The 15805-nt window shown below is 68.3% G+C and carries 16 protein-coding genes; 3 read left to right on the forward strand and 13 right to left on the reverse strand.

Annotated elements, in window-relative coordinates:
• Window positions 1-18 precede the first annotated feature (18 nt).
• The 9 genes from KIK15_RS04280 to KIK15_RS04320 form a co-directional block, all read right to left on the reverse strand.
• Window positions 19-1194 carry a lysophospholipid acyltransferase family protein gene (locus tag KIK15_RS04280; RefSeq protein ID WP_214242859.1) on the reverse strand — a complete coding sequence of 392 codons (1176 nt, stop codon included), beginning with the start codon at window positions 1192-1194 and terminating at the stop codon, window positions 19-21.
• A gap of 209 nt (window positions 1195-1403) precedes the next feature.
• Window positions 1404-2462, reverse strand: a complete 1059-nt coding sequence (locus KIK15_RS04285) for an NAD-dependent epimerase/dehydratase family protein (RefSeq protein WP_214242860.1) — start codon at window positions 2460-2462, stop codon at window positions 1404-1406.
• A gap of 83 nt (window positions 2463-2545) precedes the next feature.
• A complete protein-coding gene (locus KIK15_RS04290) occupies window positions 2546-2647 on the reverse strand; it encodes a 30S ribosomal protein bS22 (RefSeq protein WP_003402602.1) in 102 nt (33 codons plus the stop codon).
• A gap of 210 nt (window positions 2648-2857) precedes the next feature.
• Window positions 2858-3106: a helix-turn-helix domain-containing protein gene (locus tag KIK15_RS04295; RefSeq protein WP_214242861.1), complete on the reverse strand. Its 249-nt coding sequence runs from the start codon at window positions 3104-3106 to the stop codon at window positions 2858-2860.
• 231 nt (window positions 3107-3337) lie between these two features.
• On the reverse strand, window positions 3338-4198 hold the full coding sequence (gene proC, locus KIK15_RS04300) for a pyrroline-5-carboxylate reductase (RefSeq protein WP_214242862.1): 861 nt from the start codon (window positions 4196-4198) through the stop codon (window positions 3338-3340).
• 208 nt (window positions 4199-4406) lie between these two features.
• Window positions 4407-5279, reverse strand: coding sequence for a thioesterase family protein (locus KIK15_RS04305; protein WP_307851727.1), 873 nt, complete (start codon window positions 5277-5279; stop codon window positions 4407-4409).
• A 48-nt stretch (window positions 5280-5327) separates the two neighbouring features.
• The gene (locus KIK15_RS04310; protein ID WP_214242863.1) at window positions 5328-6170 is read right to left on the reverse strand and encodes a sugar phosphate isomerase/epimerase; all 843 of its coding nucleotides are present in this window, start codon (window positions 6168-6170) and stop codon (window positions 5328-5330) included.
• A gap of 7 nt (window positions 6171-6177) precedes the next feature.
• Window positions 6178-7890: a hypothetical protein gene (locus KIK15_RS04315; protein WP_214242864.1), complete on the reverse strand. Its 1713-nt coding sequence runs from the start codon at window positions 7888-7890 to the stop codon at window positions 6178-6180.
• Between the two features lie 37 nt (window positions 7891-7927).
• Window positions 7928-8866, reverse strand: a complete 939-nt coding sequence (locus KIK15_RS04320; RefSeq protein ID WP_214242865.1) for a Ppx/GppA phosphatase family protein — start codon at window positions 8864-8866, stop codon at window positions 7928-7930.
• 34 nt (window positions 8867-8900) lie between these two features.
• Here KIK15_RS04320 and KIK15_RS04325 point away from each other — a divergent pair, with 34 nt between their 5' ends.
• Together KIK15_RS04325 and KIK15_RS04330 are read left to right on the forward strand one after the other, a co-directional pair.
• Entirely contained in the window at window positions 8901-9761 is an 861-nt protein-coding gene (locus tag KIK15_RS04325; RefSeq protein WP_214242866.1) for a hypothetical protein, read from the forward strand.
• A gap of 127 nt (window positions 9762-9888) precedes the next feature.
• Window positions 9889-10722 (forward strand): hypothetical protein, encoded by an 834-nt coding sequence (locus tag KIK15_RS04330; protein WP_214242867.1) that lies wholly within the window; start codon window positions 9889-9891, stop codon window positions 10720-10722.
• Window positions 10723-10770: 48 nt separating this feature from the next.
• Here the strand turns inward: KIK15_RS04330 and KIK15_RS04335 are convergent, their stop codons facing one another.
• The 4 genes from KIK15_RS04335 to KIK15_RS04350 all read right to left on the reverse strand — a co-directional run bounded on the left by KIK15_RS04335 (window position 10771) and on the right by KIK15_RS04350 (window position 14180).
• Window positions 10771-11460 carry a response regulator transcription factor gene (locus KIK15_RS04335; protein WP_214242868.1) on the reverse strand — a complete coding sequence of 230 codons (690 nt, stop codon included), beginning with the start codon at window positions 11458-11460 and terminating at the stop codon, window positions 10771-10773.
• On the reverse strand, window positions 11457-12902 hold the full coding sequence (locus KIK15_RS04340) for a cell wall metabolism sensor histidine kinase WalK (protein ID WP_214242869.1): 1446 nt from the start codon (window positions 12900-12902) through the stop codon (window positions 11457-11459). The genes KIK15_RS04335 and KIK15_RS04340 overlap by 4 nt, the downstream gene beginning before the upstream one ends.
• Before the next feature lie 180 nt (window positions 12903-13082).
• Entirely contained in the window at window positions 13083-13424 is a 342-nt protein-coding gene (locus tag KIK15_RS04345; protein WP_214242870.1) for a GNAT family N-acetyltransferase, read from the reverse strand.
• 12 nt (window positions 13425-13436) lie between these two features.
• A complete protein-coding gene (locus KIK15_RS04350) occupies window positions 13437-14180 on the reverse strand; it encodes a phosphoglyceromutase (RefSeq protein WP_214242871.1) in 744 nt (247 codons plus the stop codon).
• A 75-nt stretch (window positions 14181-14255) separates the two neighbouring features.
• Here KIK15_RS04350 and KIK15_RS04355 point away from each other — a divergent pair, with 75 nt between their 5' ends.
• Window positions 14256-15788 (forward strand): MFS transporter, encoded by a 1533-nt coding sequence (locus KIK15_RS04355; protein ID WP_214242872.1) that lies wholly within the window; start codon window positions 14256-14258, stop codon window positions 15786-15788.
• Window positions 15789-15805: the final 17 nt, after the last annotated feature.

Raw genomic sequence — 15805 nt, forward strand, 5'->3', positions numbered from 1 at the left:
GTCTGCTCTGGGTACGGGTCAGCCGAAGTAGACCGAACCGCGCCGCGACAGCATCCGGAACAGGGTCTGCTGTATCTCTTCACGCACCTGATCGGTGAGGTCGAAGACCACCATCGGGTCTTCGGCGGCCTGGTCGTCGAACTGGTTGGTCTCGATCGGCTTGCCGAAGTGGATGTGCCACTTCGAGGGCAGCGGCACCAGCCCCAACGGACCCAGCGCCGGGAACGTCGGTGTCACCGGCAGATACGGCAACCCCAGCACCCGGGCCAGCGGCTTGAGGTCGCTGATCATCGGGTAGATCTCCTCCGAACCCACGATCGACACCGGGATGATGGGCACCCCGGTGCGTAGCGCGGTGGTGACGAACCCGCCGCGGCCGAAGCGCTGCAACTTGTAGCGGTCCTTGTACAGCTTGCCGATGCCCTTGAAACCCTCGGGCCACACGCCGGCGAGTTCACCACCGCGCAGCAACCGTTCGGCGTCGGCGGTGCAGGCCAGTGTGGAGCCGGTGCGCCGTGCGAGTTGGCCGACGAACGGCGACTCGAAGGCCAGATCGGCAGCCAGCGGACGCAGGAACCGCTTACGGGGATGGTGATCGTGGATGGCCACCGACATCATCAACGCATCGACCGGGATCACCCCGGCATGGTTGGCCACCAGCAGTGCGCCGCCGTCGCCGGGGATGTTCTCCACCCCGGTCACCTCCACGCGGAACCACTTGTCGAACAGGACCCGCATCGCGGGCAGGAACACGTTCTCGGTGAAGTGCTGGTCGAAACCGAAATCGTCGACCTCGTAGTCGCCGGTGAGCCGCTCACGCAGATATCCGGTGCTCGCGATGATGCCGTCGGCGATGGCCGATCGGATGCCGCCGAGGCTGAACAGCGGGCTACCGGTGCGGTGGACGGGCAACCCGGCCGAGTCGAGTCGACTCGCCACATCCGGGGAGATGGGGGTGATGTCGGCGTCGGGCAGATCGTCGGGGACCGACGCCGGCGCGAACGCCGCGATCACCTCACGCTGCGACCCGACACCCGAAGGTGGTGTCCCGACTGACTTCTGCTGCGACGGATGGCGTCGGCGCACCTGATCTCGACTCGCCGTGTCGCGCACCGGGGGGGCAGGTGGCGGTGACGAGTAGAGCTGGATGACCTTGGCCGTACGTGCATCAGACGCGCCATTGTTCTTGACCACGCCAAGCACTTCCCTTGATCGATTCCCGCTGGTCCTTCACCGCTTGGGGGGGTCGCGGTGTCGGTGTGGACAAGTGTAGAAGGTCGCAGCGATGTCCGCTTTACGGCAGTGCGAACCGATGCCGTGAGATCGGACGCATTCTGCTCGAACGTAATTCGGCTTACGGCAGGCGGATCGTAATCGGCACCCGACCCCTGGCACGGGTCGGCTCACGCCGAGGCGACGAAGGACCGTGCTGCGTCGGTGATGCGACGTTCGAGCCGATGCCACGCCGCCGCCGACACCACCGGGTCCAGCGGTCGGCGCGCGATGAAGTCGTCCATCGTCTCCACGCTGGTGTAGCGGGGGGCGAACCCGAGCTCGGTGCGCATCCGGGTGGTGTCGAGCACCCGACCGTAGGTGAGATAGCTGGCCTGATCGCCGTGCATGGTGGCCACCCGGATGTTGCGGAACACCCCGGCCACCGGACCCAACAGGTTGGCCGGCACCGGCAACTCCACTCGACCGGCCCGACGGATCGCCTGGGTCAACGAGATGACGCCGTCGGCGGCGAGGTTGTAGGTGCCCGCCCGACCGAGCAGCGTGGCGTGCTCGATGGCGGCCAACGCGTCCTCCTCATGCAGGAACTGCAGGCGTGGCTCGTGTCCGAGGACCACCGGGATCAGCGGGGACGAGAAGTAGATGCTCATCCGGGTGGAGATCTTGGGTCCCAGGATGGCGGCCGGGCGCAGGATGGTGACCGCGATGTCGGGCCGCCGCCGGGAGAGTCCGCGGGCGTAGCCCTCCACGTCGAGCAGGTCGCGCCCGTATCCGGTGGTCGGTTCGACCAACGCCGGGGTCTCCTCGGCGAAGTGGGCCGGGTCTGATGCGGTGGACCCGTAGACCATGCCGGTCGAGCGCACCACCACCCGGCGCACCGACGGCGCCCGCTGGCAGGCCGCGATGACCTGCATGGCACCGATGACGTTGAGTTCCTTGATCGCGGGCGTGTGCCCCACGGTGTCCATCACCGAGGTGGCCGCGTGCACCACGGTGTCGACCTGTGCCGAGTCGATGATGCGCGCGATGCTGGGCCGACGGATGTCGGCGCGCACGAACTCTGCGCGCCCCATCCGCCGCAGCATGTCTTTGCTGGGTACCCGCGAGTCGACTGCAAGCACCCGCTCGATGTCGGGGTTCTGGGCCAATCGGGTGGTCAGGTATCCGCCGAGGAACGTCGACGCACCGGTCACCAGGATGACCCGGGGCGGCGCAGTGGCGGTGTCCATGCGCCCACCATAGTCAGAGCGCAGAAAACCCGCCGACCAGCGGCGGGTTCTCTACGTGGAACAGGCGGCTCAGTGAGCCGAACTCACTTACCGAGTTTCCTGCGCTGCACGCGAGTGCGACGGAGCAACTTGCGGTGCTTCTTCTTCGACATACGCTTGCGGCGCTTCTTGATTACCGAACCCATCTGGGCATCCTCACGATCTGACCGAGCGGTCGGGGGCGGTGGTGCGGGGTGCGCACCTCTCGCATGGAGCGGGCCGAGATGACACGACACGCGCGCCGGTGAGCACAACGGTTATCGACATTACCGTCTGACACGGCGGGAAACGAAATCCCTCGCTTGCCCACCGCACCGGCAGCGATGTCGGTTCGACCTGTGACGCTGCCCGTCACCTCATCCGACGTCGAAGTACGAGGTCTCCAGGTAGTCGTGAACCGCCTTGGCGTGCACACGGAACGACCGCCCCACGCGGACGGCGGGCAGTTCACCACTGTGTACCAGTCGATAGACCGTCATCTTGGAGACGCGCATCAGCGCGGCCACCTCGGCGACGGTCAGAAACTGCGTACCCGAACCGGCATTGGTGGCCGGCACGCCGCTGGGCGTGTTGCTCCGGTCGCCGGGAGTGCTTGCAGGCGCCATTAAATTCACATACCTCCGGCACGCGTCGCGGCCGCGGGCTTCCCCTCCCACGGACTCCAGACACGCACGTGCTGTGGGGAGCCTACCGTGGCGGGTGGTGTCAATGCGACATGAGTGGACAACGTTTCGTGACTTTCACACCTCACCTGTCCCAGCTCACGGCGTGTCGGGACGATTGTGCGGCGTGGCGTGTCGCACAGCGAGCCTCGAATCGGGCAGATCGGGCCGCGGTCAGTCCTCGTCGTCGGTGCCGACCGAGCCCGATCGGCTCGATCCGCCCTGCGCGCGGGCCAACCCGACACTCGCCTTGACGTTCGCGCGCAGCGCCTCGTAGAAGCCATGGCGGAAGCCGTTGGCCTCGAGTTTGCGGATCGCCTCGGCGGTGGTGCCCGCCGGCGAGGTGACCGCCGCGCGCAAATCGACCGGGGACAGTCCCGAATCGGTCAACAGCACACCGGCACCCCGGATGGTCTGCGCGGCCAGCTCGGTGGCCATCGCTCGGGTGAGACCGAGACCGACGCCCGCGTCGATCAGCGCCTCGGCCATCAAGAACACATAGGCCGGCCCCGACCCCGACAGCGCGGTGACCGCATCCATCTGTTTCTCGCCGATCTCCACGACGCGCCCGACGGGTTCGAGCAGAGCGACCACGGTGGCCACGTGGGCGGCGTCGGCGTAACGACCCGGGCACACCGCCGACATCGCCTCGTTGACGAGCATCGGGGTGTTGGGCATCACCCGCACCACCGGAGCCCCGGCGGGCAGGGCGTCCTCGTAGTGCCGGGTGGGCAGCCCGGCCACCAGGCTGACCAGCAGGCGTTCGGTCTCCCCGGTGTCCTCGACGTCGGCGATCTGATCGAGTACGGCATCGACGTCGGCGGGCTTGACCGCGAGCACCACCACCGCTGCCCCGTCCACCGCGTCGGCGATGTCGGTGACGCGCACCGCGTACTCGGCGTTCAGCTCGGCCGCCCGATCGGCGAACCGCTCGGCCACCACCAGCTCGGTGACCGGACGCCCGGACCGGATCAATCCGGCCAACAGCGCCTCGCCGATCTTGCCGCCGCCGATGATGGCCACCCGCTGTGTCATGTCAACCGTGTCCCTTGTCTGGTCACCGTGTCGGAAAACCGTGGTGATGTCTGGTTCGCCCCCCGCGCGGCGGGCACGTCGCCACGATAGACGCGGGCGGTTCGGAGATGTCCACCGTCGGTGCCGGGTCGCTCCACGCCGACGAACACGGTCTGGGAATCGACCTCATCGCCGACGAGAAGCTGCGCGCCGACGCCCCCGCGCGCGCTCAGACCGCCGTGGGGATCATCGCGAGCTGCCGGGACTGGGCCACCACCGCACCGGTCGAGTCGAGGATGCAGTGATCCTCGTCGAACAATCCCTGGCCCACCTCGGTGGTGGTGGCCTGCACCCGCAGCCAACCCGGCGCAGGCACCCGGCGCAGATAGGTGGTCATCTGCAGGGTGGGTGCCCACCCGTAGAGCTGCAGGTTCATCACCACCGGCACCGACAGGTCGGCGGCGATCATCGCGAACCATTCGTCGGGTTCGGCGCCGATCGGGCGGGTCCAGAACCGGGTGGTCGGCTCGCCGCGGGAACCGTCGAGGAACGCCACGGTCGAGGCGTCGTAGTGGACGTCGAGCACCCCGGCGAGGTTGAACAACGACGCCGTCGGCCCTTCCCGCACCGAGACGGCGTCGGCGGGCGGGGTCGGGGCCATGTCGGCCACCGCACCCGGCCGACGGTGATGCACCTCGCCCCGGTCGGGGCGGGCGAGGGTGACCGCTGAGCGCACCATCGTCCGATCCCCCTGGCGCACTTCGACATCCACCTGCGACACCCGGCGTCCACGCTTGCCCACCCGGGCCAGCACCGTCACCTCGGCCGGGTCGGGCGCGCCGAGGTACTCGGTGGACACCACCACCGGCAGCAGTTCGGCCGCCTCGGCGCGCGCTGCCGGATCACCGATGGAGTCACCGAATGCGCGCACCGCGGCATGGCCACAGATGGTCTGCAGGGCGCCGCCGTGGACCTTGGGTCCGATGGTGAAGACCGGGTCGACGGTGGCCGTGTACGCCACCGCGACCTCAGGTGACGTGCGCTCGGGAGACACCGGATGTTCCCGGTGTAGGACGATCAGATCGTCGAACGAGACAGCCACGGACACAACGCCTTTCGTCACATGCTCACCGAGCACGGGGGTAGTGGCTCAGCGAGCCAGGTGTTCACGGGCAAAGGCCAGCGAGCGGGCCAGGATCGCGGCCCGCTCGGGTTTGGTCTTGGCCGAACTGGTGGTCACCTCGAGCACCACCCCACCGGCGAAGTCGCTCTCGGCCAGCCGCCGGCAGATCTCCACACACGGTTGGTTGCCGTCGCCGGGCACCAGGTGTTCGTCCACCGCGGCCCCGTTGCCGTCGGTGAGATGCAGGTGGGTCAACCCTGAACCCATTCGCTGGAACATCTCCAGCGCGTCCACGCCTGCGGTGGCGGTGTGCGAGAGATCCAGTGTGTAGTGGGCGAACCCGTCGTCGGTGGGGTCGATGGAGGTGCCGAAGGCCGACACCCCCGGCCCCGGACCGCCGCGGCGTGACATCCGCTGCGCCGCCTGGTCGTACTTGCCGAAGACGCGGTCGAGTCGCATCGGGAACATGTTCTCCACCGCGACGGCCACCCCCACGGTGTCCTCGAGTTCCCCGACCACGTCGGCGAACTCGCGCACATAGCGGCGCTGCCACCGAAACGGCGGATGCACCACCACCGTCGCTGCGCCCAGGTCGGCGGCTGCCTGCGCCGACCGCGCCAGCTTGGCGATCGGGTCCTTACCCCAGACCCGTTGGGAAATCAGCAGACACGGGGCATGCACCGACAGCACGGGCATCGCGTACCGGTCAGACAGGTAACCGACATGGTCGATGTCCTGGGACACCGGTTCGCCCCACACCATCAACTCCACCCCGTCGAAACCCAACTCGGTGGCGTATTGGAATGCGGCTTCGGTGTTCTGCGGGTACACCGATGCGGTGGACAGCCCGATGGGGATGTCGAGCTTCACGAGTGGGTCAGCCCCCTGCCGCGAGCAACACCAACGGCCCGATGGTCACGATCAACCCGACCCCCAACGCCAACAGCGTGCTGATCAGGTCCTGGCTGCGCCGCACCACGTGCACGGTGGTGACCAACCCGAAGATGACGACCGCACTGAGCACCAACGCGAAGTAGACGTTCCACCGCCACAACTCTGCGAACCCCAGGAACAGTCCGACCCCCAGCAGCAGACCGACGCCCACCTGGGCGCCGAGGACGGCCCACTGACGACCCGGGGAAGCCTCGTCGCCGCCGGCCCGGGCACCGACGCGCTCGCGTCGCACCGACACCCCCGGCCCGGCGGCGCGAACCGGCTGGGTGACCGCGGTGTCGGGGCCACCGCTGTCGTGGCCGGTGTCGCCGTAGGGACCGAGATGGGCTCGATCCAGGTCGACCACCTCGGTGTCGGGGTCACCTCCCGAATCCGACCAGCCGACGGTGCTCGGGGTGTCAGACCAGCCGACGGTGCTCGAGGTGTCGGGCCGGCCGACGGTTCTGGTCGCGTTCTCCTTCGACCACGGCGACGCATCTGCCGCCGCCGGCTTGTCGGTCGCCCGGTCTGGGGTCGGTCGGTCTGGGTTCGCCCGATCTGGGGTAGCGGGTCGGGCGAAGTCGAAATCGCTGGAGTCGCGCAGTTGATCGTGCAGGCCCACACCTGCTCCCCCGGCCGCAAACCGGCCCTGTGGGTCGGTCGGGAAGGTCTCGTCGGGCCCGAGATCGGGTTGCGGAGCGCGGTTCCAGGCGGGGGTGCCGGCCGGGTCGGGGGCCGAGCCTGGCTCGGTGCCCTCGTCGGGGCTGCTGTCGTCGGACCGCAACAGCGACCGCAAACGACCGAACAGTCGACCCGACGCGGGGGCGGGATCGGGCTCGGCGGGGATGTCCTCGAAGTTGCGGTACCGCTCGAACTCCCGCTCCCGCTCCTCCGGTGAGAGCCGATCCAGATCGGGCACGTCCACCAGCGGACGCGCGTCGTCGGCAACCGTCCGGTCCGCGGGGGTGTCGTAGCGCGGGATGATGCCGGTCCGTTCCTCGGCGTCGGTCTGGCGGAACCTTTCGGCGATAGCCCCCCGGTTGATGTCGCGCGTGGCGGGCTGTTCGGTCCAGCCGGGCTGCAGGTCACCGCGGACCGGGACATCACGGTGGGTCGAGGTATCGCGGCGGACCGGGGGCTCGGACGGCAGCAGCGCGTCCGGCTCGTCGGTGGGCAGCGGCGGATCGGCCCGCGGGAACGGCACCGCGGCTCCAACCGGTCCGAAATCGGTGGAGTACCCCCCAGTCGCAGGATTCGACACCGGCGGGGTGGATGCAGGCGGGGTGGATGCAGGGGCAGTGGACGCGCCGGCCGAGCCGACCTCGGGAGCCGGGTGAAACGATCGCGGCGGCTGCACCGACGGCGCCGGCGTCGGGTCGAACGCCGGTGGCAGGGGTGATGCGGGTTGGGCAGGGAATCGGCCCGAGTGGGTGCCGGGCCGATCGGAGGAGCGGGGCACCTGCCCGGTCAGGTCGGACACGCTCAGCGACCCCGATCCGCCGCGTCGCCGACGACCGCCGGCGTCGTCGTCGGAGTCGGTGGGGTCAGACGGTGCCGGCGCGCCGCCACGTGCGGCCGCCTCGGCGTCGGCCCGACCGCGCGCCAGGATCTCGGCGACGGAGATCGGCCGCGACTCGGGGTCGGATTCTCTGGCCATCACGTACGACCGCCTTTCGGTGCGGAGTGGACGGCTCTCACGGGGTCGAGCCGATCTCCAAGTCGAGCCTGCGCAGGATCACGCCCTCACGCAGAGCCCAGGGACAGATCTCGAGGATATCGACCGAGAGCGCCCGCATGGCCGCCTCGGCGACCAGCGCGCCCGCCACCAACTGCCCGGCGCGATCCTCGCTGACACCTTCGAGCTCGGCACGATCGCGCACCGACATCCGTGAGATGAACGAGATGAGTTGGCGCAGACCGTTACTGGTCAACGTGCGGGTCACCCGGGGCCCGGCGCTCGACGGTGCGGCGCCGGTCAGCCGGGCCAGACTGCGAAAGGTCTTGGACGTGCCCACCACCAGATCGGGTTTTCCGGGTTCGCGTAGCTCCTTGGCCGGACCAGCCAGCTCGGCGTCCAACCAGTCGCGCAAGACCGACACCCGGCGCTTGCCGGGCGGGTCCTCGCTGAGCCACTCGCGGGTCAGCCGGCCCGCACCCAGCGGCAGCGACAACGCCACGTCGGGTTCCTCGTCGACGCCGTTGGACATCTCCAAGGAGCCGCCGCCGATGTCGAGGGCCAGGATGCGGCCCGCGCTCCAGCCGAACCAGCGGCGCACCGCCAGCGAGGTGAGACGAGCCTCGTCGGCCCCGGTCAACACCTCCACCCGCACACCGGTGGAGGCCTGCACCTTGGCCAACACCTCGTCACAGTTGACGGCGTCGCGCACGGCCGAGGTGGCGAACGCCATCACCTGCTCACACCCTGAGGACCGCGCGATGGTGGTGAACTCGCCCACCGACTCGATCAGCGACCGCGACCCTCCCGCGGTCAAGCGCCCCGAGGCGTCGATCTGCTCGGCCAGCCGCAGCGTCGACTTCGACGAGCTCATCGGGGTGGGGTGCCCACCGCGGTGCGCATCGACGACCAACAGGTGGACGGTATTGCTGCCCACATCCAGAACTCCTAAGCGCACGCACTACAACCTAGTGCGTCTACGGTTGGCAGTTGTGCAGGCAGGTAACAACTCATCGGGCCGATCCGCGACGCCGACGCCGGAGGTGCCGCTCGATTTCCCCCGCGAGTGGTTCGAGTTCATCGATCCCGACAACTCCGAACACCTCATCAGCGCCGACCTCACCTGGTTGCTGTCGAACTGGACGTGCGTGTTCGGCACACCCGCCTGCCAGGGGATCATCGAAGGCCGCGAGACCGACGGATGTTGCAGCCACGGCGCGTACCTGTCCGACGACGACGACCGCGCGAAGCTGGCGGCCGGGGTGGCCATGCTCACCCCCGCCGACTGGCAGTTCCACCACAAGGGCAGTGGCCGTGACCCGTTGGGCAAACGCGGCTACCTCGTCGAGGACGACCTCAACGACGAGCCCGCCATCAAGACCCGAAAGCACAAGGGCGCCTGCATCTTTCTCAACCGCCCAGGGTTCGACGGCGGCCCCGGATGCGCGCTGCACTCGATGGCGCTACGCAAGGGGCTCGAGCCGCTGACGGTCAAACCCGAGGTGTGTTGGCAGCTTCCGGTGCGCCGCGAACAGGATTGGGTCCAGCGCCCCGACGGCACCCAGATCCTCAAGACCACCATCACCGAGTTCGACCGACGTGGCTGGGGCGAGGGTGGGCACGACCTGCAGTGGTACTGCTCGGGTTCCCCTGATGCCCACGTCGGGGCCACCCAGGTGTGGCAGTCCTACGCCCCGGAGCTGACCGAGCTGATCGGCGCGGCCGCCTACGCCGAGCTGGCTGCGGCGTGTCGTCGCCGAAACGGTTTGGGGCTCATCGCCATCCACCCCGCCACCGCCGCGGCCACCACCCGCCGCGACACCGACATCAAATACGAGCTCCACCCCGAGTGACCACCCGCAGCTGCTGAAAACTGCGCCCTGACGACTGGCGGAGGGACAGTTCCCCTCCGTCGCTGCCTACTCCGGATTTTTCGGCAGGGGTGGAACCGGAACCCTGTGTCTAGGCGTCCAACCCGAGATGACCACCAACGTGTATTCCCGCTCGGAGCTGCTGTGCCGCGGCACCGACGACTCCGACATTCGCGCTGCGATACGCGACGGACATCTCGTCCGGCTGCGACGAGGCTGGTACGCCACCCCCGAGGCCGACCCGGACACCGTTGCCGCCGTCCGGGCCGGCGGGGTACTGGCGTGTGTATCCGCGCTCGCCGCGCACGGCCTGTGGATCCCGCCGGGCCACGACCGTCTGCACATCAGGTTCTCGCGCCACGGCGAGCGCGCCGGCCGGTGGGGTTGCCACGGATACGGCTCGACATTGCCGTGTGCCGCAGCGGTCGACACTGTGCCGGTGGCGTTGGACTGCGCGGGGCGCTGCCTGGGCCGAGAGGACTGGATCGTGGTCTGCGATTCGGCCCTGAACAGCACCGGGATGTCGCCGACCGAGCTGCGATCACAGCTGCCCGCATGCGCTGCGCACGTAGGGCGGTGGATCAACGACAGCGACCGACGCTCACAGTCGGGCACAGAGTCGATGGTGCGCCTGCGCCTGCGCGCCCTGGGATACGCCGTGGAGGTGCAACCGGAGATCCCCGGGGTCGGTCGAGTCGATCTGCGCGTGGGACGACTGCTCATCGAATGTGACAGCCGGGCTCACCACACCGGCCTGGACACCTACTGCACGGACCGGCGGCGGGACCGCGCCGCATTGGTCGGCCGATGGATGACCATGCGGCTGACCTATTCCGACGTCGTATCCGACTGGGACGCAGTCCTCGCTGACATCGCGGCCATTGTTCGCCGAGACCGACATCGCCTGCGCCCCGGCCGAAAACTGCCGCTGGGTGTGCACTGAAGGGGAATCGTCCCCCCAGACCCCGCCACGGCGCAGTTTTCAGCAGCGTCAGGGCTCCAGCTTGTAGCCCAGGCCGCGCACGGTGACCAGGTGTTTGGGGTTGCCGGGGTCGGCTTCGATCTTCGAGCGCAGCCGTTTGACGTGCACGTCGAGGGTCTTGGTGTCGCCCACATAATCCGCACCCCACACCCGGTCGATCAACTGTCCGCGCGTCAACACGCGTCCGGCGTTGCGCAACAGATACTCCAGCAGGTCGAACTCCTTGAGCGGCAACGTGACCGGCTCGCCGGAAACCTGCACGATGTGGCGGTCGACGTCCATGGTGACCGGTCCGGCCTCCAGCAGACCGCCATCGATGCCCAGGTCGTCGGTGTTGTCCACGCCGCGTCGCAACACCGCGCGGATACGCGCGATCAGCTCGCGCGCCGAATACGGCTTGGTCACGTAGTCGTCGGCGCCGAGCTCGAGGCCCACCACCTTGTCGATCTCGCTGTCGCGCGCAGTCACCATGATGACCGGCACACTCGACTTGGCGCGCAACGCTTTACACACCTCGGTGCCCGAGACCCCGGGCAGCATCAGGTCCAGCAGCACGATGTCGGGGCCTACCCGGTCGAACTCGCCCAGGGCCCGGGACCCGTCGTTGACCACCGTGGTCTCGAAGCCTTCTTTGCGCAGCAGAAACGCCAGCGGATCAGCCAGAGACTCTTCGTCTTCGACAATCAGGACATGGGTCACCTGTTGATTTCCTTCGTCTCGAGAACCCGACGATCCGGATTCGGTCGCATGGTCACCGGTCGGATCCGACCGGACGTCTCGGCCGCGGGGGTGGCGGCTCGCTGATCGACGGCGCGCCCGTCGGCCGACCCCGTCGCCGTACCCGACCCAAGCGAGCGCGGGATGGACAACGTGAACGTCGACCCGGTGCCAGGCTTGGACCACAGTCGGATGGACCCGTCGTGGTTGGCGGCGACGTGTTTGACGATGGCCAATCCCAGACCGGTGCCGCCGGTGGCGCGCGAGCGCGCCTTGTCCACCCGGAAGAACCGTTCGAAGACCCGCTCCTGATCGCGCGGGGCGATGCCGATGCCGCGGTCGGTGACCGCGATAGCCACCATCTGCCGGGTGGTGTCGCTGCCGGGGACCAGCTCGGCAACCACTCGTCGACTCACCGACACCGGCGAGTTGGCCGGTGAGTAGGCGATGGCGTTGGCGATGAGATTGTTCAACGCGGTCAGCAACAGGGTCCGGTCACCGCGGACCACCAGCCCGGTCGGCGGGTCGGTGGTCAGAGTGATCCCGGCAGCCTCGGCGCCCACCTGCGCGCGGTGGATCGCATCGTCGAGCAGATCGTCGACGTCGACGTCCTCGGTGTCGGGCAGCTTCTCGGCACCCTGCAGCCGCGACAGGGCGATCAACTCGTTGACCATGTTGCCCATTCGGTTGGCCTCGGTGATCACCCGTTCCCCGAAGTGCCGCACCGACTCCGGGTCGTCGTGCGACTCCAGCAGCGCTTCGGTCAGCAACCCGATGGCCCCGACCGGGGTCTTCAGTTCGTGGGACACGTTGGCCACGAAGTCGCGCCGAGTGGCCTCCAGCCGCACCGTGTCGGAGTCGTCGTCGCCGAAGGCCACGGCGTACCGCTCGGTACCGTCACCGACCAGTCGGATCCAGACCCGAACGGCCACGGCGTGATCCACGGCGCGACCGGTGGAGACGAAACCGCTCACCGAACGCTCGGGGGCGAGCTCGAGATCTGCGTCGGTGCCGGTCCGCAGCACCGTCTGCGCGGCCTCCCACACCTGGTCGTTGAGCAGTCGGGCGTGCACCAGTCCGAGTTCGTCGGCGCGCCGGTTGTAGAGCACCACGTCGCGGTGTTCGTCGACGACGGCGATGCCGGTGTCGTCGGACTGCATGATCAGCGCCAGCAGCGCCGCCTTGGACATCCGCCCGTGCACTGCCTCGGCACCGGGTTCGAGGAGTTCGTGGGGGCGCAGATCGGCACCGACCTCATCGCCGGCAGGCGCGGGGCTGGAGGTGGCGGCGTGCAGGCGGGTCAGCGCCGACGCTGTGGCCTCACCCGAGCGTCGACCCAGCCGCCAGCCCACCCAGGCTGCGACACCGATCAACGATGCGACGCCGATCAACAGCACGACGCCGGGCCCGATCGCCACGGTCATGCCGTCAGCTCATCGATCTTGCGGCTGGCTGAACGCGACACCACGCAAGAATGGGGCCTGGGGGCCGTCGGTAACAAGCCAGGTCTGTCTTGTTGGCACGAAGTTCACCGTGATTTCGCCAGGAGTCCCTCGCGGAACGCGGTCGACGTGGATCGAGGGGTCGCGAGGTGCGCGAGGAGCTCAGCGCGAGGACGAGACCTGCACGGCCGCGTACTGCGGGTTCTTGTCGATGAACTCGGCGACGTAGGAGCACAACACCAGCACCGAACGCTGCGAGGCGACCATGTCGTCGAGCACCTGGCGCACCAGCTCCGCGCCGTGACCGTGGTGGGCGTGCAGGTCGTGGATGACGGTGTGGGTGATGACGACGTGCTTGTCCCCGCCGGACTGGTCGTGTTCGTCGACGTAGTCGAGATAGCCGATCAGCTCGTCGCCCAGGAACGCCTCGTACCGCTCACGCGCGGCCGAATGCGAAACCCGCAGCGACTGCTCTCCGTTCGATGAGTGTGTGATCTGCGCCATATCCCATCGTAGCTACTTCTGTCCCTGCGCGGCTACCGCTGCCGCACCCTTTGCCGCGGCCTCGGGGTCCAGGTACTCCCCGGCCCCGGTGGGGTTCAGGGCGTCGTCGAGCCGATACACCCGCGGGTTGCCGGTGGGGATGTTGAGCTCGGCGATGTCGGCGTCGGAGATGTTCTCCAGGTGTTTCACCAACGCGCGCAGAGAGTTGCCGTGCGCGGCCACCAACACCGTCTTGCCCGCACGCAGATCGGCGGCGATCACGTCGGTGAAGTACGGGATCATCCGGGCCACGACGTCTTTGAGGCATTCGGTGAGCGGGACCGCGGCCAGTCCGGCGTAGCGCGGGTCGTCGGTCTGGCTGAACTCGGCCTCGGCGTCGATGGCCGGCGGCGGGGTGTCGTAGCTGCGGCGCCACTTCTGGAACTGCTCGTCGCCGTACTTCGCCTTGGTCTCGGCCTTGTTCAGACCCTGCAGCGCACCGTAGTGCCGCTCGTTGAGCCGCCAGTCACGGATCACCGGGATCCAGTGCCGGTCGGCGACATCGAGAGCGATCTGTGCGGTGGAGATCGCGCGTCGCAACAGCGAGGTGTACAGGACGTCGGGCAGCAGATCCTTCTCGACCAGCAACTCCCCTGCGCGCCGCGCCTCGGCCTCGCCTGCGGCGGTCAGCCGCACGTCCACCCACCCGGTGAACTGGTTGGAAGCGTTCCATTCGCTCTCGCCGTGCCGCATCAGGATCAGGGTTCCGGTAGCCATGGGAAGCAGTTTTGCACATGTGACGTAGAGCATAGTAGTTGCTTGTAACCCCCACCTACGTGCAACATACAACTAATGAAGATCTCGACTACGACTCATAAGCCTCAGGCCTCCCCGACCACGCTGATCATCGTGCTGTGTCTGGGCGGTCTCCTCGCCTCCTACATGCAGACCCTGGTCGTGCCGATCTCCGGACGACTACCCGGATACCTGCACACCTCCGCCGACAACGCGTCCTGGATCATCACCGCCACCCTGCTGGCCGCAGCGGTCACGATGCCCATCGCGGGTCGACTGGCCGACATGTTCGGCAAGCGCCGGGTGATCCTGGTCAGCCTGTCGCTGCTGGTGCTGGGGTCGGTGGTGTGCGCCACCTTCACCGGACTGCTGCCGATGATCGTCGGTCGCACCCTGCAGGGGCTGGCCATGGGGATCATCCCGGTGGGCATCAGCCTGCTGCGAGACGAGCTGCCGCCCAGCCGCGTCGCCGGTGCGGTGGCCACCATGAGCGCCACCCTCGGTGTCGGAGGCGCCATCGGCCAACCCATCGCGGCCTACATCGCCGAGCACTACAACTGGCACCTGCTGTTCTGGACCGCGGCCATCCCCGCCGCCATCACGTTCGTCCTGGTCTTCGCCCTGGTGCGCGAGTCGCCGGCCCGCTCGGGTGGGACCTTCGACGCCGTCGGCGCGATCGGGCTGTCCGCAGCACTGATCTGCCTGCTGCTCGCCGTCAGCAAGGGCCACACCTGGGGCTGGACCAGCACCACCACCATCGGCCTGGCCGTCGCCGGCGCCGTCGTACTCGCCGTCTGGGTGGTCCACCAGCTCAAGGTCACCTCGCCCATGGTCAACATCCGAGTGGCCTGCATGCCGCGGGTTGCCCTGACCAACCTCACCTCTGTACTGGTCGGCTTTGCGCTGATGGGCATCACGCTCGCCGCCCCGCAGCTGCTGCAGATCCCGCACATCCCCGGCGTGCTCGACTACGGCATGGGCCGCTCCATCCTGGAGGCGGGCCTGTGGATGGCCCCCGGCGGCATCATGATGATGCTGCTCTCGCCGGTCTCGGCTCACCTCAACATCTCCATCGGCCCCAAGCTCACCCTGATGATCGGTACCGCCGTCATCGGCGCGGGCTACCTCTTCGGCATCTTCGAGACCAACCATCCGTGGGAGATCGCCGTGGCGGTGATGATCGTCAGCTCGGGCGTCGGCATCGCCTACTCGGCCATGCCGTCGCTGATCATGTCGTCGGTCCCGCTGGCCGAAACCGCCTCGGCCAACGGACTCAACTCACTGATGCGCACCCTGGGCACCTCCATCTCCTCGGCTCTGCTGGCCACCATCCTGGCCAGCTCGACGGTGTCGGTGGCCGGTCGCTCGGTGCCGGATCACTCGGCGTTCCGGATGGTCTTCATCATCGGAGCCATCGCAGCGATCCTGGCCCTGGTCGTGATCGCCTTCATCCCCAAGGACCCCACTCCCGAGGCGGTCACCCATGCTGTCGTCGACCCGCCGGTCAAGGGCAGCTTCGACGACGAGTCGCTGGCCCAGGAGATCGACGAAGGCCTGGTGCGTCCCAACGGGGTCCCCACCCGCGGCTGAGCGAACAACGGCGCCGA

This window comes from Williamsia sp. CHRR-6 (genome assembly GCF_018474015.1).
Lineage (GTDB): Bacteria > Actinomycetota > Actinomycetes > Mycobacteriales > Mycobacteriaceae > Williamsia_A.